This window comes from Polaribacter butkevichii (genome assembly GCF_038024105.1).
Taxonomy (GTDB): Bacteria; Bacteroidota; Bacteroidia; order Flavobacteriales; family Flavobacteriaceae; genus Polaribacter; species Polaribacter butkevichii.
The window spans coordinates 2,599,620-2,621,101 of sequence record NZ_CP150661.1; the positions used below are offsets into that span (position 1 = coordinate 2,599,620).

Annotated in this window: 18 protein-coding genes; 5 read left to right on the forward strand and 13 right to left on the reverse strand. The window is 29.9% G+C overall.

What is annotated here, in order from left to right:
* Positions 1–43 precede the first annotated feature (43 nt).
* The 13 genes from WG951_RS11150 to gdhA (WG951_RS11210) form a co-directional block, all read right to left on the reverse strand.
* Positions 44–1,660, reverse strand: coding sequence for an aspartate:alanine exchanger family transporter (locus tag WG951_RS11150; protein WP_105049732.1), 1,617 nt, complete (start codon positions 1,658–1,660; stop codon positions 44–46).
* A gap of 191 nt (positions 1,661–1,851) precedes the next feature.
* On the reverse strand, positions 1,852–2,487 hold the full coding sequence (locus WG951_RS11155) for a DUF6973 domain-containing protein (protein WP_105049731.1): 636 nt from the start codon (positions 2,485–2,487) through the stop codon (positions 1,852–1,854).
* A 318-nt stretch (positions 2,488–2,805) separates the two neighbouring features.
* Positions 2,806–3,714: an AraC family transcriptional regulator gene (locus WG951_RS11160; protein ID WP_105049730.1), complete on the reverse strand. Its 909-nt coding sequence runs from the start codon at positions 3,712–3,714 to the stop codon at positions 2,806–2,808.
* A 4-nt stretch (positions 3,715–3,718) separates the two neighbouring features.
* Positions 3,719–4,168 (reverse strand): 3-oxoacyl-ACP synthase, encoded by a 450-nt coding sequence (locus WG951_RS11165; RefSeq protein WP_105049729.1) that lies wholly within the window; start codon positions 4,166–4,168, stop codon positions 3,719–3,721.
* Entirely contained in the window at positions 4,169–4,618 is a 450-nt protein-coding gene (locus tag WG951_RS11170) for a GNAT family N-acetyltransferase (protein ID WP_211296736.1), read from the reverse strand.
* Positions 4,619–4,761: 143 nt separating this feature from the next.
* On the reverse strand, positions 4,762–5,844 hold the full coding sequence (gene dinB / locus WG951_RS11175) for a DNA polymerase IV (RefSeq protein WP_105049727.1): 1,083 nt from the start codon (positions 5,842–5,844) through the stop codon (positions 4,762–4,764).
* A 95-nt stretch (positions 5,845–5,939) separates the two neighbouring features.
* Positions 5,940–6,779: an alpha/beta hydrolase family protein gene (locus WG951_RS11180; protein WP_105049726.1), complete on the reverse strand. Its 840-nt coding sequence runs from the start codon at positions 6,777–6,779 to the stop codon at positions 5,940–5,942.
* A 10-nt stretch (positions 6,780–6,789) separates the two neighbouring features.
* The gene (locus WG951_RS11185) at positions 6,790–7,395 is read right to left on the reverse strand and encodes a LysE family transporter (protein ID WP_245893537.1); all 606 of its coding nucleotides are present in this window, start codon (positions 7,393–7,395) and stop codon (positions 6,790–6,792) included.
* Positions 7,396–7,453: 58 nt separating this feature from the next.
* Positions 7,454–8,074, reverse strand: coding sequence for a LysE family transporter (locus WG951_RS11190; RefSeq protein ID WP_105049725.1), 621 nt, complete (start codon positions 8,072–8,074; stop codon positions 7,454–7,456).
* 6 nt (positions 8,075–8,080) lie between these two features.
* Entirely contained in the window at positions 8,081–8,704 is a 624-nt protein-coding gene (locus tag WG951_RS11195) for a LysE family transporter (protein ID WP_105049724.1), read from the reverse strand.
* An 87-nt stretch (positions 8,705–8,791) separates the two neighbouring features.
* Positions 8,792–10,129, reverse strand: coding sequence for an NADP-specific glutamate dehydrogenase (gene gdhA, locus WG951_RS11200; RefSeq protein ID WP_105049723.1), 1,338 nt, complete (start codon positions 10,127–10,129; stop codon positions 8,792–8,794).
* A 179-nt stretch (positions 10,130–10,308) separates the two neighbouring features.
* Positions 10,309–13,341 (reverse strand): PEP/pyruvate-binding domain-containing protein, encoded by a 3,033-nt coding sequence (locus WG951_RS11205; RefSeq protein ID WP_105049722.1) that lies wholly within the window; start codon positions 13,339–13,341, stop codon positions 10,309–10,311.
* Between the two features lie 117 nt (positions 13,342–13,458).
* Positions 13,459–14,802, reverse strand: a complete 1,344-nt coding sequence (gdhA, locus tag WG951_RS11210; RefSeq protein ID WP_105049721.1) for an NADP-specific glutamate dehydrogenase — start codon at positions 14,800–14,802, stop codon at positions 13,459–13,461.
* A 217-nt stretch (positions 14,803–15,019) separates the two neighbouring features.
* Here gdhA (WG951_RS11210) and pheS point away from each other — a divergent pair, with 217 nt between their 5' ends.
* From pheS to WG951_RS11235, 5 genes are all read left to right on the forward strand, one after another.
* Positions 15,020–16,039 (forward strand): phenylalanine--tRNA ligase subunit alpha, encoded by a 1,020-nt coding sequence (gene pheS, locus WG951_RS11215; RefSeq protein WP_105049720.1) that lies wholly within the window; start codon positions 15,020–15,022, stop codon positions 16,037–16,039.
* 119 nt (positions 16,040–16,158) lie between these two features.
* On the forward strand, positions 16,159–16,416 hold the full coding sequence (locus tag WG951_RS11220) for a hypothetical protein (RefSeq protein WP_105049719.1): 258 nt from the start codon (positions 16,159–16,161) through the stop codon (positions 16,414–16,416).
* Between the two features lie 247 nt (positions 16,417–16,663).
* Positions 16,664–17,167: a GbsR/MarR family transcriptional regulator gene (locus WG951_RS11225; protein ID WP_105049718.1), complete on the forward strand. Its 504-nt coding sequence runs from the start codon at positions 16,664–16,666 to the stop codon at positions 17,165–17,167.
* Positions 17,168–17,179: 12 nt separating this feature from the next.
* Complete coding sequence (locus tag WG951_RS11230) at positions 17,180–18,313, forward strand: efflux RND transporter periplasmic adaptor subunit (protein ID WP_105049717.1); 1,134 nt, start codon at positions 17,180–17,182, stop codon at positions 18,311–18,313.
* Positions 18,314–18,334: 21 nt separating this feature from the next.
* Positions 18,335–21,481 (forward strand): efflux RND transporter permease subunit, encoded by a 3,147-nt coding sequence (locus tag WG951_RS11235; protein ID WP_105049716.1) that lies wholly within the window; start codon positions 18,335–18,337, stop codon positions 21,479–21,481.
* The last annotated feature ends 1 nt before the right edge of the window (position 21,482 follow it).

The following is a 21,482-nucleotide window of genomic DNA, read 5'->3' on the forward strand; positions in this document are numbered from 1 at the left end:
TTTAATTATTAATAACTGCAAATTTATGTTGATTAAAAATAGATTATAACATTGCCATTATTTCTGCCACAATTATTATAAGTACTAAAGAAAAAGGATATACTGCTGCATAAGCAACTTGTGGTGCTTCTGATTCGGTCATAGAATCTGTGGCACTTAATCCTGGAGTAGATGTCATTCCACCAGTTAATGCCCCTAAAATAGATAAAAAATTAATTTTTAACAAGAAACGCCCAACAAGAACGGTTGTAATCATTGGTATTAATGTAATAAGCGCTCCGTACAAAAATAAAATGAACCCATGTTTTTCAATAGCTGAAATTAAACTTTGTCCTGCTTTTAATCCTACAGGGGTAAGAAATAACAACAAACCGAACTGACGTAATATTTGATTTGCAGGTCCTGATAAATTCCAAATTACAGATGCTACTTTTCCTTTCCAGCTTAAAAATATCGAAGCTAAAAGCACTCCTCCTGTAAGCCCTAATTTTAGACTGATACCTCCTAAAGGGATGGCAATAGCCCCCACAATAATACCAATTACAATACCAAATGCAACGGGTAAAAAACTGGTTTGTCCTATTCTTTTTAAACTATCTCCAAAAAGTTGTGTAACAGCAGGAACGTTTCCTTTAGAACAAGAAACTAAAATTTTATCACCAAATTTTATTTTGGTTGTTGGGTGTGGTGCAAGATCTATACTTGCTCTTCTAATACGAGTAATGGTTGCAGAATAGTTTTCTAAAAGATTAAGTTCTCTAATGCTTTTGTTTACCACAGCATCATTACTTACTACATACCATTTTACTTCGTAAGTTCCACTACGTGGAATTTTTATATCGGTAACCTTACCTAATAAAACCTCTATTCTTTCTAATGCATTTACAGTACCTACAGCTTTAATAATATCTCCGGTTTCTAAAATGGTATCTTTTGTAGGAGAAATTGGTAACTGATTCGGTTTCATGATACGAGAAATATTCGCTTTGGTCATAAAACGTATTCTTAACTCTTTAATGGTTTTTCCATTAACGTTTTCATTAGAGATAATTAAGTTTTTGTTAATTACCATTGGTGTATTAGAAGTAGATTGTTCTTCGAAGTCTTTTTCTTCTTTTTTGATATTTACTCTAAATAAAGAAGGGCCTAATTTTACAAATAAGATAACACCTAATACCCCAAACGGATAGGCAATACCATAACCAATAGATGCTAAAGGAGAGTGAGAAGCCTCTATAGAAGCCGCCAAACCAGGTGTAGATGTTAATGCACCTGTTAACAAACCACTCATCATATTCATATCTACATCATAAAGATAAGAAATAGATATTGCTGTTATTCCTCCTGTAATTACAGTAATTCCTGCTAAAATAATTAATTTTATTCCTTGTTCTTTAAAAGAACTAAAGAAAGAAGGACCTGCTTGCATACCTATGGTATAAATAAATAAAACTAACCCAACACTTTGTATGATTGGTGGAATATTAAAGGTAATACCATTTAAATTATACAAGTACCCGAAAAAGATAGCTACAAAAATAACTGCTGAAGTGTCAAAATTAATCCCTTTAATTCGAATGTTTCCAAGGGTAATTCCTAAGCCAATAACTAGAAATAACACAAAGTAATCTTTAGTGAGTAATTCTGAAAAAAATTCCATAATTTTTAATATTTATTTTAGTATAATTTTATAAAAAACTGAATTTCATTTAAGTGGGCAAAAGTAGGGCTTTACAACAATAAATTTTCATGATATTTATCACTTGAAGTCTTGCTATTATTGGTTTTTTTTAGATAAAACATCGCTAACAACCGTGTCTATTGAACGAATACGTTGTAGTAAGTTTTTTCTTAATTAAAAACAAGGTTTTTACCTTTTTTAGAAGAAACCAAGCACTTATTATTTTGCCAAGTTCCCTTAAGTGACTCTTTGGCAATAACTTTTCCCTCACAAGTTAAAAAATTACCATTCATATCTTTTTTTATAATTTTAAAGGTACCTTTTTTAATAGCATTTACAATTTTATAAGTTAATCCCTTTTTAGAAATTTTACTTCCTTTTGTTATTAATTGTAATCCTTGTTCATTATTATATAAATCCATTTCAGACGATATTTTATCTGGCACTACTCCTTCTTCTAAATTTCTTTTTTTATAAGTAATATAATTTTCTTTTTCATGTGCTTTCCCTAAAGAACGCGCAGCTCTCTCCCCTATTTCTTGATGCATACGCGCCATCCAATAGGCATGTCTAAATGCATCTACCTGACCACCTGCACCATCTCCATCTAATAAATTGGTTTTTGCAATAGAATCTGAAACCTTATTGGCTTCTTTAGAAACGTCTAAAGATTTTTTTGCTTTAAAAGGATGAAATAATACCCATTTTTTTATGGGAGCAGAAAGTTTAAAAAAACTTTTAAAATTAGATTGAGCAAACATTTGTACAGAAAATAAGAGTACTAAAAAAAAGAGGTATTTTTTCATTGAAAGAAATAATATAATTTATAAACTTAATACGGTAAAAATAAGGCTTTTTTTTAACCATAATTACTTGCTCATCAATTTTAAAATTATAAAAAATAAACTTTCTTTTAGGTTCTATAAATTCAAAAAAAAACCTTAATTCTAAAAAGAATTAAGGTAATTGAATTATATACTTTTCAAAAAAAAGTAAATTCTATGAAAAAAAAGGGGGAATATAACTTCGTATTTTTAACATTAAATATTGTGGGGCAAATTTAAGTGTAAACTACAACACAAAAAATGTAATAAAGTGCCTTTAAACTGTAAAAATGAGACAAATTAACTTGTAATTTGCTTTCTAAACTCATCTGGGGTAAATGTAGTATGCTTTTTAAAATACTTATAAAGATTAGCTGGGTCTTTAAAACCTACCTGAAATGCAATTTCTTTTATAGATAGATTATATTGCAAAAGCAATCTTTTTATTTTTATAATAACGGTATCATCAATAAACTCTTTAGCAGGTTTATTGGCTATAAATTTTACAACTGTATTTAATTTTTTTGTTGAAAAACCTAATTTATTTGCATAATCGTACACTTTTTTAGTTTTAGCGTAATCTTCTTCTAAAGCACTCTGAAATTTAATAAACTCTTTTAAATATTTACTTTGTTGTATGTTATTATATTCTTTAGATTTTAATCGATAAATTAAAGTAATTAAAATATGTAAAAGACTTCTAATCAACTTATAAGAATACATATCATGTACAAGTAAAACTTCTTTTTCTATACCTTTTATTAATTGAAAAATACTTACAAAATCGCTATTTATTAATTGTGTTTTTGGAGACACTAATAACTCATTAAACATCTGTATTGCACTAGCAACCTCTATCTCATTTAAATAACTGTTTAAAAACTCTTCTTTAAAACACAACAAAAAACCTTTTGTCTTTTTATCTAAATAAAACTTATGCATTTGGTCTTTTCTAATAGACAGAACTGTTCCTTTAGTATAATCATAATCTGTAAAATCTATAGAATGTTTACCACTATTTTCTGTAATAAAAATTAATGCATAAAAACTAACTTTATGATTTTTTGTTAAAACTTCTTCACTTTCAAATTCTACTAATTTTTCGAGTTTTACAATATCAAAATTAAATTTTTCGAGTTTTTCGTAATTATGGGTCTTAATGGGAGATTTTATCATTGATGATGAGCTATTTAAAACCCTAAAGTACATAATTTTAACTAATACTTTTAATTATACTTTTTTTATTATTAAAAACCAATTGGTCATTAGTCTTCTTACCTAATAGTAGTTTCCCTATGGGTGATGACACCGAAATAGCAAAATATACCTTGCCATCAACGATTATTTGTCCTGCAGAAATAGATAGAAAATAGTTTGCAGAAGTTGTTTCAATTACGCTCCCTAAATGAGCAACATTAGAAACCTTAGAAACGTCTATTTTAGCCAAAATTTCTTTCATTTGGTTGATTCCTGCTAGTTGCTGACCTGCTTTTTCCATTTCTAATTGCAACATGGCTCTACCAGTTTCATGCTTATCACCTGCAGAACTTTTAGTTTCTGATTGCAATGCTTTTTGGTTCGATGAAATTATGTCATCTACAGTTTGTAAGCGTTTATTTACAAACAACTCACATTGTTTAAAAAGAGCTTCTTTTATATCCATTTAAACTGTTTTAGAAAAACAAATACTATTTTCCATGTTTGTATACTGACCATAATTTTCAATCACTTTATAATTGCATTTCTTATAAAATTTAACTGCTTCTACTTGCCTTTTTCCGGTTTCTAATACACATTTTTGATATCCCAATTCTTTGGCCCAAATTTCTAATTCTGTAAGTATTTTTTGTGCAATTCCTAAACCTCTTTTATCAGGAGAAACAAACATTCTTTTTACTTCAACCGAAGTTTTATCAAACTTTTTAATTGCACCACAACCAACTACCACCTTATCAACATAAACTAAAACAACATTTTTTAAAACATCAATATTATTAAATTGATGGTAAAAATCGTGTTCATCTCCATCTGTAATTTTTAAATAAGCATCTAGTTCTTTTACCAAATTGATAAAATCTATATTCTCGGAATTAGTTCTGATTATTTTTATCATAATTTGTGTTTTTTATCATTTCAAAAAAAATATTTTCAAATCCTTCTTTATTAGCTTCGTTAGCTACTTTCAATCAAATTACATTTTCAGTTAAGTAGCTTTTAAAAAAATATCTGCTAAGAATACTAAAAAACACTGCATATCTAAAAATCGAACTTTAATTGCACCCAAACAGGTTCATTATCTTCTGTATTTAGATTGCCAAAAGATAAACCTAATAAACGTACAGAATTTGTAATTTTATCTTGAAACAACAACTCTTTTACCACAGGAAAAAATTCTTTTTTGGTTTGCATAAAATAGTCTTTGGTTTTACTTCTTGTTTGCTGTGTAAAATCAGAATATTTAATTTTTAAAGTAATAGTTTTTCCTTTTGTATCCGTTTTTTTCATGCGTTTTTCTAACTCGTCAGCAATTTTTTCTAATTTTTGAATCATAAAAATTTCTGAAGAAATGTTTTCGCTAAAAGTTCTTTCTGCTGCCACAGATTTCCGAATTCTATTGGGCTTTACTACGCTATTATGAATACCACGAACAATATTGTAATAATGCGTCCCCGATTTACCAAATAGCCTTATCAATTCTTCTAAAGACTTCTTTTTTAAATCATTTCCCACAAAAATGCCTAAATTATACATTTTAGCTGCCGTTACTTTACCAACTCCATAAAACTTATTTACGGGTAATTCTTCTAAAAATTGAAGAACTTCTTCTGGATGAACCGTTTTTTGTCCGTTAGGCTTGTTGATATCCGAAGCTACTTTGGCAATAAATTTATTTATAGAAATACCTGCGGATGCTCTTAAACCCGTTTTATCAAAAATACGTTGTCTAATTTCTCTTGCAATGGTATTTGCAGACGGATTTCCTTTTTTGTTTACAGTAACATCTAAATAAGCTTCATCTAAAGAAAGTGGTTCTACCAAATCTGTGTACTCATAAAATATTTCTCTTACTTGTAATGAAATTTCTTTATAACGCTTAAAATCTGAGTTTACAAAAATTAAATGCGGACATTTTTGTTTTGCTAAAGTACCACTCATGGCAGATTTTACACCAAATTTACGTGCCTCGTAACTTGCCGCAGAAATAACTCCTCGTCTACCTTCGCCACCAACTGCAATCGCTTTTCCCCTTAATTCTGGATTGTCTAATTCTGCTACAGATGCGTAAAAAGCATCCATATCTACATGAATTATTTTTCTAAAAGGTGGTTGCAATTCCATGTTTCTAAAGTACAAAAAAGATGTTGTTTGTTATTGCGAGTTTACGAAGCAATCTCTTTTTAAATAAACAGACTACCTCATTTGTAATGACAAATCTATTTTAAAAAATCAATACAAAGCTGCGTTACTTTTGCTAGCTCTTTAGAAACTGTTTTTTCTTGCCAAGGATGAGAAACGTTAAACACATGATTTGCATTTTCTATAATCTCAAATTGACTTTTTGGATGCCATTTTTTTAGGTTTTCTGCTTCATTAATTAAAACAGAAGTATCCTTATCTCCATGAATTATTAAATGCGGAATCTTTAAATTTTCCGTAGCTTTTTTAACATCCAAACGTTTTTTATTCTGAATAAAATCTTCGTAAAACTGATAGAAGTGAGGCATATTTTGTTTTGTTCTTCCGTTTAAAACATATTTTACACCTTTTTGTTTCCATTCTTCTAAATCACCAACAGTTGCTGTTCTTTTTTCAAAATCACAAACTCCTGCTAACGTAATTACTTTTTTAACTCTTGGGTCTTCATTGGTTTTTAATAATACAATACCGCCACCTCTACTGTGCCCGATTATAGAAATATCATTAGCATCAACCTCATTTTTAAATTTTTCTTCGGATGAAATCCAATCGATAATACTTCCTAAATCATCTAATTCTTTAGAGTAATTGTTATTACCAAAAGCTTCTAAATCTGGAAAATCTATGGGGTGTTCTAAAGTACCTCCGTTATGAGAAAAATTAAATTTGATAAAAAAGAATCCTGCATTTGCAAATGCTTCTGCCATTAAATTCCAAGCTCCCCAATCTTTAAATCCTTTGTAACCATGACAAAAAACAACTATTTTTTTTGGTTGATGTTCTTCTTTATAAAAAACATCTGTTACAATCGGTTTATTATGTTTTCCTTTAACAAGGAAGTTTTTAATTATTTTCATCTTCTGTAAGTTATACTACAAATTTAAGAAATGTAATCAAAGCAAAACTTGCCGTAATAAAACTTAATAACAAATTGATGTTCTTGGTTAAATTACCTGTTTTTTGTTGAATCCATTTTGCAAATCTGCCATATAAATAAAGTATAAAATAGGCACCAATTACAGAACCAAAGACAAAAAAAAGCGTAGAAACAACATCAAAATTAAAACTCTTAAATGTCATTAAAAGTACTGCTGCTCCACAAAAAAAAGGAATGGCAAACATGTTTAATAAAGACAAAATAATGCCTGTAAAAAATGAGTTTCTTTTCTTTACCTCTAACTGTTTCTTTTCTTTCTGATTCTGTTTGTAAAAATAAATTGATAAGAAAATAAGGACAACAATGCCTAATTTCTGTAAAATTTCTAACAATTTTGGGTTTTCTAAAATGTATTCTATCATATAAATAGACACATAAACCTGGACAAAAATAACCAAAGAAACCCCTAAAGTAAAATTGGTAAATTCTCTTTTAGTAGCATCTAAACTAATTTTTAAGGCAGTCATATTTAACACACTTGGTAGCGTGTATCCTAAAAAAGAAAAAACAAACCCAAAGAAAAATAGCGAAATCATGTTACTTTATTTAGTAACAATTCTGTCGGAATTTATTTAAAAAAATTACTGTAGCGAATTAAAATAAGAGTTTTACAAGAGAAAAAAGAGCCACAAAACCGGTTAAAATTGCTAAAATTATATTGATATCTTTTGTTAGTTTTCCTGTTTTTTGTTGAATTTTTTTTGCAAATTTCCCATACAAAAAGAGGATATAATACGTGCCAATTACAGATCCTAAAGTAAAAAATAAAACAAGTACATATTTAAAGCTAAATAGATTAAAAGCGTCTAAAGCTATAGCGGTTCCGCTAAAAAAAGGAATTGAAAACATGTTTAAAGCAGACAAGGTTATGCCCGTTAAAAACGGTTTTGTTTCTTTCCTTTTTATTCCATCAACTTTAATCTTTTCTTTCTTAGATTCTCTATAAAAATAATAAGACAAAAGGATAAAAATAACAATACCAAATTTTTCTAAAGTTTCTAAAATTGTTGGGTTTTCTGCAATATACTTGGTTAAAATAACGGCAATTATTACTTGAGGAATAACTACTAAAGAAACACCTAACGCATAATTATTTACAGCTGTTCTTCCTTTTTCTAAACTAATTTTTAAGGCAGTCATGTTTAACATACTTGGTGTAATAGACCCCACGAAAGAGAAGAAAAATCCGAAGAAAAAAAGTAAAAGTATGTTCAAAATTAATTATTGGATATACAAATATACAGCATTTCCTATTGCAACAACTCCTGTTAAACAACCTAAAATAAAATCCATTTTAGAAGCAATAAAAGTTAATTTGTGTTCTATTTTGTTTGCAATAATCGCATACAAAGAGTATAAAGTAAAAGAACCCAAAGTAGAACCAATTGAAAAGTAAAAACTATTTAAATAGGAGTATTCAAAATATTCTAATCCTATTAAAACAGAAATTGAAGTAAAATAAAAAGGAATGGCAATGGTGTTTAAAGAAGACATGATAATACCGTGCAAATAAGCCTTAGACTTCGGAATTTCTTTTTTCTCTTTCTTTTCTATTGATGTAAAATACAATCTAAAAAAATTGATAGATAATAGAAAAAGAATTCCTGTTCCAATTTTTTGAATTAAGGTTATATATTCTGAATTTTCCATTAAAACACTAGACAAATAGGCTCCTATATTTGCTTGAAAAAATAAGATGGTTGCATAACCACCAATAAGATAAAATGCTGCTTTTTTACCATTTCTTAAACTGAATTTAACTACCGTTAAGTTTAAAAAACTGGGTGTAATACTACCTGCAGCAGCAATACAAAAACCTAAGAAAATAAAAATTAGAATGTGCATAAATTGTTTTTTACATAGGCAAATAAACAAAAAAACGCGTCAAAAAATTGACGCGTTTCATATTTGTAATAACTTAAAAGAGTTTTATTAAATAACTCCTTGATCTAACATAGAATCGGCTACTTTAATAAAACCAGCAATATTTGCTCCTTTTACATAGTTTATATACCCATCTTCTTCTGTTCCAAATTTTAAACAAGCAGTATGTATAGAGTGCATTATTTGGTGTAATTTAGCATCTACCTCTTCTTTTGTCCAGTTCATTTTCATTGCGTTCTGAGACATTTCTAAGCCAGAAACTCCAACTCCACCTGCATTTACTGCTTTACCTGGTGCGTATAAAATTTTAACTTTATGAAACTCATGAATGGCTTCTGGAGTACACCCCATATTAGAAACCTCTGCAACATATTGTACGCCATTTGCTATTAATTTAACAGCATCTTCTCCGTTTAACTCATTTTGAGTAGCACAAGGCATTGCAATATCACATTTTACGCCCCAAGGTTTTTCATTTGCATAAAAAATAGCTTCTGGAAACTCATCTGCATACGGAGAAACAATATCATTATTACTTGCTCTTAATTGTAGTAAGTAACTTATTTTATCCTCATCCAAACCTTTTTCATCATAAATATATCCATCAGGACCAGAAATTGTAACTACTTTTCCGCCTAATTCTGTAATTTTTAAAGCAACACCCCAAGTAACGTTACCAAAACCAGAAAGTGCAATTGTTTTTCCATTAAAATCATCATTTTTGGTTTGTAACATTTCTTTTGTAAAGTAAACACCACCAAAACCTGTTGCTTCTGGTCTAATTAAACTTCCACCCCAATTTAAACCTTTACCTGTAAAAACGCCCGAGTTTTCTTGTTGTAATTTTTTATACATACCGTACATAAACCCAATTTCTCTAGCTCCAGTACCAATATCACCTGCAGGTACATCTGTACTTGGGCCAATAAAGCGCCATAACTCTAGCATAAAAGCCTGACAAAAACGCATAATTTCTGTATCCGATTTTCCTTTAGGATTAAAATCAGAGCCTCCTTTTCCACCTCCCATTGGTAATGTGGTTAAGGCATTTTTAAATATTTGCTCAAACCCTAAAAACTTTAAGATACTTAAATTTACACTTGGGTGTAATCTAATACCTCCTTTATAAGGGCCAATGGCATTATTAAATTGTATTCTATGACCTAAATTAACCTGAACATTTCCTGAATCATCAATCCAAGAAACTCTAAAAGTGAAAATGCGATCTGGTTCTACTAAACGTTCAATAATTTTTGCCGATTCGTATTGTGGGTTTTCATTATAAATTGTTTCTATAGATTCTAAAACCTCTTTAACAGCCTGTAAATATTCTTTTTCATTAGGATGTTTGGTTTCTAGATTTGTTAAAATTTCTGTAACATTCATATTTATATAATTAACAACTATTTATAAAATCATTTTAATAACAAAAATACATTTTTAAAATTGATTTTTAAACAACATATTTTGCTGTATTTTTAAGGATTAACAAAAAAATAACTCTTTTTTACGAATATGAAATATAATTAAATTCATAAAGGATATTTTTTATTGAATACATATTTTTACATAAATCCCTCAGGAGGCAACTCTTCATCGGTTTTTTCTTCATTAGGATAAATATCTTTTAAAGAAATACCTGCTTTAAAAATTGCTGCCTTATTATTGGTTCCATCAACAATAACGGTAAGCGGGTTTTTAAAAGAAATATGTCTTAAATAAGAATCTTCAAAGACAGCTTCTTGTTCATTTAAATAATCTACATCAAAAAAACCATCTTGTATAAACGAGTTTATGGTTAAATACCCCACTTTAAAGGAGGTTAAATTCTGAAAAAAATGAGTTCCCTGACTCGGGTCTATTCTAAAATCATTTAAACCAGATTCTACAATTATTTTTGCTGCAGAAATTTGAGACCAAAGTACCGGAATCCCTAACCAAGAATCACTAGAACCCCAACGACCAGGCCCCACCAAAATATAGGGTTTATTTGCGGCTACAAATTTTTTATTAATGGCTTCTACTGCTTTTGCAATATCTCTTGTATTGGCAGAATTAAACGTGTGAGGTTTTACATAAACAACATCGCAAATGTTTTCATATTTTCCATTTCCTAAGGCAGATTCAGAATAAATAATAGTATCTAAAACATTTAAATTTTCGGGCAATTTACACACTGCTTCTACACTTTCTACAATAGGTCTAATTTGTAAAAAACTAAATTCTTTGGGTTTTCCTGAAGGCACATCTAGCTTTACTGCAAACTCTATTTCTATAGGATTTCTCATTTCTCTTTGCCCAACTCTTAATAATTCTTGTAAAATTTCTGGCAAAGGAAAAGTGTTGTATTTTAAAATATTATCAAAGGTAATTACCCGAATTCCATCATGCATTACGCCAGGTCTAATTCTATTATTTTGTAGATCGTAGGTAGATGCAACAAATTTTAAAGAACCATGATTTTCTGCTTTTCTAATCGTTACTTTCTTTTTATTAATGGCTTCACAAGTAGATGTTTGATAACTTTCTGGGTCTACATCTAAACCATAAAAATATTGTTGTGTATCTCTTTGTGTAGAACCCGGAGAGGATAATTGTAGTACTTTTTTGGGATGATAAGGTGAAAAACGTAAAGATTTTCCTCCTCCTACAATCAATTCTCCTAAACCTAAAGCAATATTAGCAATTCCTTCGTTTGGTTTTTCTTCTCCAATCGGATAAAAATTAATAGAACGTGCCACTCCCGATATATTTGGATAATACACGTCTTGGTATTGTTTACCGGTAACCTCTTGTAAAATTACCGCCATTTTATCTTCTTCTATGGTGTGTGATAATGCTTTTAAATAGGTTTTACTGTTTTCGAAAAAAGAAGAAGCCATAACCGATTTTATGGCATTAGAAACCATTTCAACTTTTTTATCAATATCAGAATCCGGAATCATATAGGTTGAAAAAACACCTGCAAAAGGCTGAAAATTAGAGTCTTCTAAAATACTAGAAGATCTAATGGCAATTGGGCATTTGGTTGTTTTTAAAAATGCTTTAATATCTTCTAAAGCCCATTCTGGTAAATCTTTTGAAATAAATTTATTTAGTATTTTATCATCATCAGAACATTCTGCAACAAATTCAATTAGCTTATGAGTATCAATAAATTGATCAAAAACTTCGGTACTTATTACAACGGTTCTTGGTATTGATATGCTTACGTTTTCATATTTATTATATAAATTATTTCGCTTTAAAAAAGAGTCTATAAATGCCAAACCTCTTCCTTTTCCTCCTAAAGCTCCTTCTCCTATTCTTGCAAAGCCAACAAATTCATCATATTTAAGTTTGTTAAATTTTACAATTACTCCTCTAGACCTATAAATTCTATATAATTTAATTGCGTTATTTAAAAACGCTCTTATTTGATTGCTGTTTTCAAAATCATCATATTCTATAGTGCTTAATAAATCTGCCAAAGGAAAAAGTGCTCTAGATTTTAACCATTTAGAAAACTCGCTTCTTGTGGCATGATACATCAAACAATCTTCTGTAACAATTTTTATTGCTTTTTGAAATTCATTTAAATCTTTGGCTTTAGCTAAGACTTTCATTTGTATGGGATCCCAAAATTCGAAGTCTCCAAATGCAAAATATTTTACAATATAATTTTTGATATCTACCCCTAATGTTTCTGAATGCTTATATAAAAATTTCCCTTTCAATTCTAAAGTTCGTTTTTTATTATTTGCATCCGAAGATTGAATTAAAAAAGGAAAATAACGCTTGTAATTTCTTACATAATCTAAAAATAAAAATCCTGCATCTTCATTTCGCACACCATCTTTAAAATAATTAACATCAGATATTACACCTAATAAGTTTTCTTTGTAGGTATCAAATAAATGCATTCCTTCTTCATAAGTTGTTGCCAATAAAATTTTTGGTCTTCCTCTCATTAACAACATTTTTCGTTGCTCATTTAACCCTTCAGACATTATTTGTTGGGTTTGTTTAAGGATCACTTTATAAATAAGTGGAATATATCTTGAATAAAATTTAAGGGAATCTTCTACTAATAAAATGGCTTTTACACCAACACCATTAATATCAACTTCTGCATTCATTCTATCTTCCGTTAACTTTATAATGGCCAAAAATATATCTGCATTGCCATTCCAATGAAAAACAAAATCTATAATACCTGTGTTTCCTTTTTTTAACTTGCTTCTTAATTCTGATGAATGATGACTTAATGCCGCAATGGGTACATTAGGAAACGTCTCTTTAATTATTTTTGATGTTTCAAATGCTTTATAATGACCAATATCTAACCAAGTAATAACGATATCTATTTTATGAGAATCCATTATTTTAATGGCTCTTTTTGCAGAATTTGCGTGCACAAAATTTGGTGGATATCTTAAGTTTAACGAAGTATATTCATTAAAAATTCGCTCTTCAATTCTACCATCTTCTTCGAGCATGTAAAAATCATAGTTAGAACAAACTATTAACACTTGGTTAATTCTTTTTTTCATTAACTTATCGAAAGTAACTTCTTTAAATGCGTAAGATTTTAAGTTGTCTATTATATTTTCTTTCATATTAGTTGCTTTCTTGTTGAACACACAAGATATAAATTTTAGTTTCTAACTCTTATAAAAATAAAAAAAAAGCGCATCAAAAAATGATGCGCTTTTACCTATTATTAATGTTGTAATTTAAACAACACCTTGGTCTAACATTGCGTTTGCTACTTTTACAAAACCTGCAATATTTGCTCCTTTTACGTAATCTATTGTTCCGTCTTCATTTTCTCCGTATTGTACGCAAGAATTATGAATATCGTTCATAATTTGATGCAATTTCACATCAACTTCTTCTCTAGTCCAGTTATAACGTAAAGAATTCTGACTCATTTCTAAACCAGAGGTAGCAACGCCACCTGCATTAGATGCTTTCCCTGGAGAAAATAAAATTTTTGCGTTTTGAAATTCATGAATTGCTTCTGGTGTAGAAGGCATATTTGCACCTTCAGAAACACATATACAACCATTTTTAATTAGTTGTTTGGCTTCGTCTCCATTTAACTCATTTTGCGTTGCACATGGCAAAGCAATATCACATTTTGTACCCCAAGGTCTTGCTCCGGCCACAAATTTTGCCTTCGGATATTTCGTTACATATTCACTAATTCTTCCACGTTTTTCGTTTTTAATAAACATAACGTGTTTTAGTTTTTCTGTATTTAAACCCTCTTCATCTAAAATATATCCAGAAGAATCAGATAACGTTAAAACTGTAGCCCCTAATTCTATTGCTTTTTCTGCAGCATATTGTGCAACATTACCAGAACCAGAAATAACTATTTTTTTTCCGTTTAAAGAATCTCCTTTTCTTTTTAACATGTTTTGTGCAAAATATACGTTTCCGTAACCTGTTGCTTCTGGTCTAATTAAAGAACCTCCCCAACTAGAACCTTTACCTGTTAAAACACCCACAAACTCGTTGCGTAATTTTTTATATTGACCAAACATAAAACCAATTTCTCTTCCTCCAACACCAATATCTCCTGCAGGTATATCTGTATTTGCACCAATATGACGGAATAATTCTGACATAAAAGCTTGACAAAATGCCATTACTTCTCTGTCTGATTTTCCTTTCGGATTAAAATCAGATCCTCCTTTTCCTCCACCCATAGGTAAAGTTGTTAACGAGTTTTTAAAAACTTGCTCAAAACCTAAAAATTTTAAAATAGATAAGTTAACTGAAGGATGAAAACGCAACCCACCTTTATAAGGACCAATTGCAGAATTAAATTCTACTCTATATCCTCTATTAATTTGTGTTTCTCCATTATCATCAACCCATGGTATGCGGAACATTAACGTTCTTTCTGGCTCTACCATTCTTTCTAATAATTTTTTATTTTGATACTTAGAATTCTCCTCTATAAACGGAATTACAGTTTCTGCAACTTCGTATACTGCTTGTAAAAATTCTGGTTCGTTTGGATTACGTTCTTTAACATAATCCACAAAGGCATTTATTTTAGAATTCATAAATTAAATATTCAATTATTATGATAATGATAATTTTAAAGTGCAAATATAATTATTTTACATTTTGTTAAATTTAAAAAACCATTTATTTACCTAATTTATTTCGTTTACTCAATCGATTTCGTATAATTGACTTTAACAGCCTTTAACTCTTCTAAAAAAGGAACACCACTTTTCATTAAAAAAGATTAAATTTGCCCCTTAATTATCCTTTAAAATGTTAGACAAAGTAAAAGAACTGATTGGTGATGTAAAAGCATTTAATGCCACTACAAAAGAAGAAGTAGAAACTTTTAGAATTAAATACCTAGGAAGCAAAGGCTTATTGAAAGACTTATTTGCTGAATTTAAAAATGTAGATGCAGAATTACGTAAAGATTTTGGTCAGGCATTAAATAATTTAAAAAAGTCTGCAGAAGGAAAAGTTGCTGAATTAAGTGAATCTTTAGAAGGAGCTGCTAGTCAGAAATCATTTTATGGAGATTTAACGCGTCCGTCAGAACCAATTAATTTAGGTTCTCGTCATCCAATTTCATTGGTAAGAAATCAAATTATTGATGTTTTTAATAGAATTGGTTTTACCGTTTCTGAAGGACCAGAAATTGAAGATGATTGGCATAACTTTACCGCTTTAAATTTACCAGAATATCATCCTGCAAGAGATATGCAAGACACGTTCTTTATAGAACAAGATCCAGATATTTTATTAAGAACACACACGTCTTCTGTACAAGTACGTTATATGGAAGAAAATAAACCACCTATAAGAACTATTTCTCCAGGAAGAGTTTTTAGAAATGAAGATATTTCTGCAAGAGCACATTGTATTTTTCATCAGGTAGAAGGTTTATATATAGATACTGATGTTTCTTTTGCCGATTTAAAACAAACACTTTTATACTTTACAAAAGAGATGTTTGGTAAATCTAAAATTCGTTTACGTCCTTCTTATTTTCCGTTTACAGAGCCAAGTGCAGAAGTAGATATTTATTGGGGATTAGAAACCGAAACTGATTATAGAATTACAAAAGGTACAGGTTGGTTAGAAATTATGGGTTGTGGTATGGTAGATCCTAATGTATTAAAAAATGCAAACATAGACCCAACTAAATATTCTGGTTACGCTTTTGGTATGGGAATAGAACGTATTGCTATGTTATTATATCAAATACCAGATATTAGAATGTTTTATGAAAACGACAAACGTTTCTTAGAGCAATTTAAATCTGTTTTATAAAAAAGAAAAGCGAGTCTATTTATAAAATCATCCTTGTTAAACTATTTGATGTATTTTAACAAAAAAACAATAAGTCTAATCAAAAATGAAAAATCATTTTTAAGAAAATAAGTTATATAATGAACTATTTTACACAATTTTGGGATGAAAACAGAGATGATGAATATGCAGATTGGGGAACCTCTACTTGGTATTTTGAAACCAATGATGCCGATGAAGTTTTAAAACAAATTACCGTTTATGCAAACGGAAAAGTTACAAAATACAGTGATGAAAATCTTGAAGATCAATTTGGTGGTTTGTGTGAAGACACATTAACTATTGATGAATGTGATGGAGATCTAATCTCTAAAGAAGATTTCTATAAAGTTTGGTAATTCTTTAAATACCAAAACAAACTAAAATAGCATTATACTTAGCAAATCTAAATAGAAAAGCTATAATACAGTATTAAAATACATTTTTACTTAAACAATTTAAAGCCGATAGAAATATCGGCTTTTTTCTTTAACAATAAATTAACTTCGTCTAGTTCGGTTTGTTCCGAACTAATAATATATATTTGCAGAGAATTTCACTGTGAATAAAATATTGATATTCAAAAACAGTATAAAACGAATTAAAATGAAAGAAGAAATCTGCAAGAAAAAAATGGCTTTGGTAGAAAGACTGGGTGTTCATCTAGAAAATAGAGAACAATTAGCACCTGTTGCAGCTCGTATTTTATCTTATATAATTTTAACAGGTAAAAAAGGAGCCACTTTTGAAGATATGGTAAGTATTTTATGCGCTAGTAAAAGCACTATATCTACCCATTTAAATCATTTACAAGATTTAAATAAAATTGAGTATTTCACCAAAACAGGAGATCGTAAAAAATATTTTATCATTAATAAGGATACTATTATTCAACATGTTGATAGAATGATAAGCCATTGGCAAGAAGAACGCTCAATACATTTAGAAATTAAAGACTATAAAGAAAAACAGAACAGTCTAAAAATTGAAAATGAAGAAGATAAATTTGATTTAAGTTTTCACAACGATTATGTTAAGTTTATAGATGAAGCATCATTTTCAGTAAAAACATTAAGAGAAAAATTAATAAACAACCAATTCCATATTTAAACGAAGTAAAAAATGAAACATCATAAATTATTAACACTACTATCACTAAGCGTATTTTTAGTTATTGCAAGTTGTGCAAAAGAGGCAAAACAGACAACAGCTGCAGCAAACCAACCTGCACCTTCTTTTCCTGTAATTGCAATGCAAACTAAAACAGTAACGGGTTACAAAGAATACCCAACAAGTATAGAAGGTATCGTAAATAGTGCTGTAAGAGCAAAGGTTTCTGGATACATTCAAAAAGTAATGGTAGACGAGGGACAAAAAGTACGTAAAGGACAAGTATTATTTAAAATAGAAACACAATCTTTAAGTCAAGATGCCGGAGCAGCAAAAGCTCGTATTAATGTAGCACAGGTAGAGGTTAACAAATTAATACCTCTAGTAGAAAAAAACATAATAAGTGCAGTACAATTAGAAACTGCAAAAGCTAATTTAGCACAAGCAAAAGCTAATTATAGTAGTATTTCTGCAAGCATAGGTTACGGTACCATAAGAAGCCAAGTAGATGGTTATGTTGGTGCAATTAATTTTAGAGAAGGTGCATTGGTTAGTCCTGCAGATCCTACTCCATTAACAACGGTTAGTGATATTAGTAAGGTATATGCTTTTTTTAGTTTAAACGAAAGCCAGTATTTAGACTTTTTACAAAATGCAAAAGGTAAAAACTTAGCAGAAAAACTAGCTAATTATTCTGCAATCAATTTAGTTTTAGCTAACGGTAGTATATATGCAGAAAAAGGGAAAATAGAAACCAGTACAGGACAAGTAAATAAAAATACAGGTACTATTAGTTTAAGAGCTGTTTTTAACAATCCTAACCAACTATTAACAAATGGTAATAGTGGTAAAATTCAAATTCCAACAGTTTATGAAAATGCCATTGTGGTTCCGCAAGCAGCAACTTATGAGCAACAAGGAAACATTATGTTATTTAAGTTAGATAAAGAAAATAAAGTTACAAGCTCTATTATTAAGGTAAAAGCAACTGTAGATAATTTATATGTAGTAACATCTGGTGTAGATTTAAACGACAAAATTATAGCATCAGGAGTTGGTAAATTAAGAAATGGTATGGCTATTTCTCCTAAAGAAACTTCTTTTGATGAAGCTCTTAAACCAGTAGCAATCTTATTTAAAAACTAGTAACTAACAAAAATATTAGACATGTTAAAAACATTTATTGAAAGACCCGTGCTTTCAACAGTAATCTCTATTATCATAGTTGTACTAGGGATTATCAGTATCACAAGCTTACCAATAGAAGAATATCCAGATATAGCACCACCAACAATTAAAGTGATTGCTTCTTATCCTGGTGCCAATGCAGAAACCGTTTTAGAAAGTGTAATTATTCCTATTGAAGAGCAAATAAATGGTGTAGAAGGAATGACATACATTACTTCTACGGCATCTAATACAGGTACCGCAGAAATTACCGTTTATTTTAATCAAGAAATAGATGCAGATATTGCGGCTGTAAACGTACAAAATCGTGTAGCTAGAGCAACGCCTTTATTACCTCAAGAGGTAATACAAACTGGTGTAACAACTCAAAAGCAAGAAACAAGTGCATTAATGTTTATCTCTATGTATTCTGAGAATACAGATTACGATGCTACTTATATTCAGAATTACTTAAAAATAAACGTAATTCCGGCAATGCAACGTATTAGTGGTGTTGGAGATGTAAGTGTATTTTCTCAACAAGATTATGCAATGCGTATTTGGTTAAAACCAGAAAAATTAGCCGCTTATAATTTAATTCCTTCGGATGTTACTGCAGCTTTAAAAGAACAAAATTTAGAAGCAGCAGCGGGTTCTTTAGGTCAAAATAATGGAGAAGCATTTTCTTATACCTTAACGTATAGTGGTCGTTTTAAAGAAGAAAAACAATACGGAGATATTATTATAAAAGCATTAGGAAACGGACAATTTCTTCGTTTAAATGATGTTGCTAAAATTGAATTAGATGCACAATCTTATGCGTCTAATGCAATGAGTTTAGGAAAACCTGCCGTATTTATGGGGATTTTTCAAACAAAAGGTTCTAACGCACGAGAAATTATTGAAAACATTAAAACAACTTTAGAAAGCGTTAAAAAAGACCTTCCGGAAGGGTTAAATGTATTTGTGCCTTACGATACCAGTTTATTCTTAAATGCATCAATAGAAAAAGTAATTAGTACTTTAATGGAAGCTTTTTTATTGGTATTCTTAGTAGTATTTCTATTCTTACAAGATTTTAGATCTACGTTAATTCCTGCAATTGCAGTACCCGTTTCTATTATTGGTACCTTCTTTTTCTTAAATGTTTTTGGATACTCTATTAACCTATTAACACTATTTGCATTAGTCCTCGCCATTGGTATTGTGGTAGATGATGCTATTGTGGTTGTAGAAGCAGTGCATGCGAAGATGGATGAAGGAGAGAAAAATCCGAAGAAAGCAACATTGGTAGCCATGAACGAAATTTCTGGTGCCATTATATCTATTACCTTAGTAATGGCAGCTGTATTTATTCCGGTTACCTTTATTACAGGACCAACAGGAGTGTTTTATGAGCAATTTGGTGTTACGTTAATTATTGCCATTCTTATTTCTGCAGTTAATGCATTAACATTAAGTCCGGCTTTGTGTGCTTTACTATTAAAAACACATAAAGAAGATGAAGAGTTAAAAGGAAAAAGCCCATTAAAACGTTTTTACACTTTATTTAATCGTGGTTTTAACGCTACAGTAGAAAGATATGGTAAATCGCTACATTTCTTATACAAAAGAAAATGGATACCTGTTTTATTATTAGTCTTAGCAGTTGTTGGAATTTTTTGGGCAACTGAAAATACACCAACAGGATTTGTACCTAATGAAGATAGAGGAATTATTTTTGCAAATATAGAGTTACCTGCAGGTGCTTCTTTAGATAGAACCAATGCGGTTGCTAAAGATTTATATGGAAAAATAAATGGTATAGAAGGTGTTGTAGCAGTAAACTTTATTAAAGGTAGAAGTTTAATTAGTGGAGCGGGTAGTAATTATGGTTTTGGTATTATAAAATTAGCAGATTGGGGAGAACGTAAAGATCCATCAACCTCTGTACAAGCCATTACAGGTAAATTATTTGGAATTGTATCTACAATGCCAGAAGCAAAAATAATTTTCTTCTCGCCACCAAGTATACGTGGATTTGGTAACTCTGCAGGTTTTGAAATAAATTTACTAGATAAATTTGGTGGAGAATTTAAAGACTTAGATAAAGCAAATAAAGAATTTGCCATGGCTTTAATGAAGCATCCAGAAGTACAATACGCACAATCATCTTTCAACACAAATTATCCACAATATGAAATGGATATTAATGTGCCTTTAGCCAAAGAAAAAGGAGTACCAATTAATAGTATCTTTTCTACTTTACAAGGTTATATTGGTGGAGTGTATGCTTCTGATTTTTCTAAATTCGGAAAACAATTTAGAGTGTATATTCAAGCACTACCAGATGACAGAGCAACGGTAGATGATTTAAATAGCATGTATGTTAGAACAAATTCTGGAGAAATGACACCTATTACACAGTTTGTAAAATTAGAACGTGTATATGGACCACAATCAGTTACTCGTTTTAACCTATTTAATTCTACAACCATAATAGGTGCTACAAACGAAGGTTTTAGTACAGGAGATGCTATTAGAGTTATTGAAGAAGAAGTTGCAAAATTACCAAGTAACTATACCGTTGCATATTCTGGTTTAACAAGAGAAGAGGTTAACGCTGGTAACCAAACTGCATTTATTTTTGCTTTAAGTATTCTATTTGTATATTTCTTATTAAGTGCACAATACGAAAGTTACTTATTACCTTTTGCTGTTGTATTATCATTACCATTTGGTGTATTTGGAGCATATATAAGTACCTACTTCTTTGGACTAGAAAACAACATTTATTTCCAAATTGCTTTAATTATGTTGATTGGTCTACTCGCCAAGAACGCCATATTAATTGTAGAGTTTGCTTTGCAGCGTCGTAAAAATGGAGAAAGTATTGTAGATGCTGCTATTCATGGAGCAAAATCTCGTTTACGTCCTATTTTAATGACTTCATTTGCCTTTATTCTTGGTTTAATGCCATTAGTATTAGCAAAAGGTGTAGGATCTGAAGGAAACAACTCTATAGGTACAGGTGCTGTTGGTGGAATGTTAATTGGTACCATTTTAGGAGTCTTTGTAATTCCGATACTATTTATATTATTTCAATGGTTACAAGAAAAAGTTTCTAGTAAACCAGCCGTTATTTCTCAACAAAAAGAAGAAGAATAAG

Bases quoted from the DNA above. Each gene is read 5' to 3' on its own strand.
- WG951_RS11150 (WP_105049732.1), bottom strand. From the start codon at position 1,660: ATGGAATTTTTTTCAGAATTACTCACTAAAGATTACTTTGTGTTATTT.
- WG951_RS11155 (WP_105049731.1), bottom strand. From the start codon at position 2,487: ATGAAAAAATACCTCTTTTTTTTAGTACTCTTATTTTCTGTACAAATG.
- WG951_RS11160 (WP_105049730.1), bottom strand. From the start codon at position 3,714: ATGTACTTTAGGGTTTTAAATAGCTCATCATCAATGATAAAATCTCCC.
- WG951_RS11165 (WP_105049729.1), bottom strand. From the start codon at position 4,168: ATGGATATAAAAGAAGCTCTTTTTAAACAATGTGAGTTGTTTGTAAAT.
- WG951_RS11170 (WP_211296736.1), bottom strand. From the start codon at position 4,618: ATGATAAAAATAATCAGAACTAATTCCGAGAATATAGATTTTATCAAT.
- dinB (WP_105049727.1), bottom strand. From the start codon at position 5,844: ATGGAATTGCAACCACCTTTTAGAAAAATAATTCATGTAGATATGGAT.
- WG951_RS11180 (WP_105049726.1), bottom strand. From the start codon at position 6,779: ATGAAAATAATTAAAAACTTCCTTGTTAAAGGAAAACATAATAAACCG.
- WG951_RS11185 (WP_245893537.1), bottom strand. From the start codon at position 7,395: ATGATTTCGCTATTTTTCTTTGGGTTTGTTTTTTCTTTTTTAGGATAC.
- WG951_RS11195 (WP_105049724.1), bottom strand. From the start codon at position 8,704: ATGCACATTCTAATTTTTATTTTCTTAGGTTTTTGTATTGCTGCTGCA.
- gdhA (WP_105049723.1), bottom strand. From the start codon at position 10,129: ATGAATGTTACAGAAATTTTAACAAATCTAGAAACCAAACATCCTAAT.
- WG951_RS11205 (WP_105049722.1), bottom strand. From the start codon at position 13,341: ATGAAAGAAAATATAATAGACAACTTAAAATCTTACGCATTTAAAGAA.
- gdhA (WP_105049721.1), bottom strand. From the start codon at position 14,802: ATGAATTCTAAAATAAATGCCTTTGTGGATTATGTTAAAGAACGTAAT.
- pheS (WP_105049720.1), top strand. From the start codon at position 15,020: ATGTTAGACAAAGTAAAAGAACTGATTGGTGATGTAAAAGCATTTAAT.
- WG951_RS11220 (WP_105049719.1), top strand. From the start codon at position 16,159: ATGAACTATTTTACACAATTTTGGGATGAAAACAGAGATGATGAATAT.
- WG951_RS11225 (WP_105049718.1), top strand. From the start codon at position 16,664: ATGAAAGAAGAAATCTGCAAGAAAAAAATGGCTTTGGTAGAAAGACTG.
- WG951_RS11230 (WP_105049717.1), top strand. From the start codon at position 17,180: ATGAAACATCATAAATTATTAACACTACTATCACTAAGCGTATTTTTA.
- WG951_RS11235 (WP_105049716.1), top strand. From the start codon at position 18,335: ATGTTAAAAACATTTATTGAAAGACCCGTGCTTTCAACAGTAATCTCT.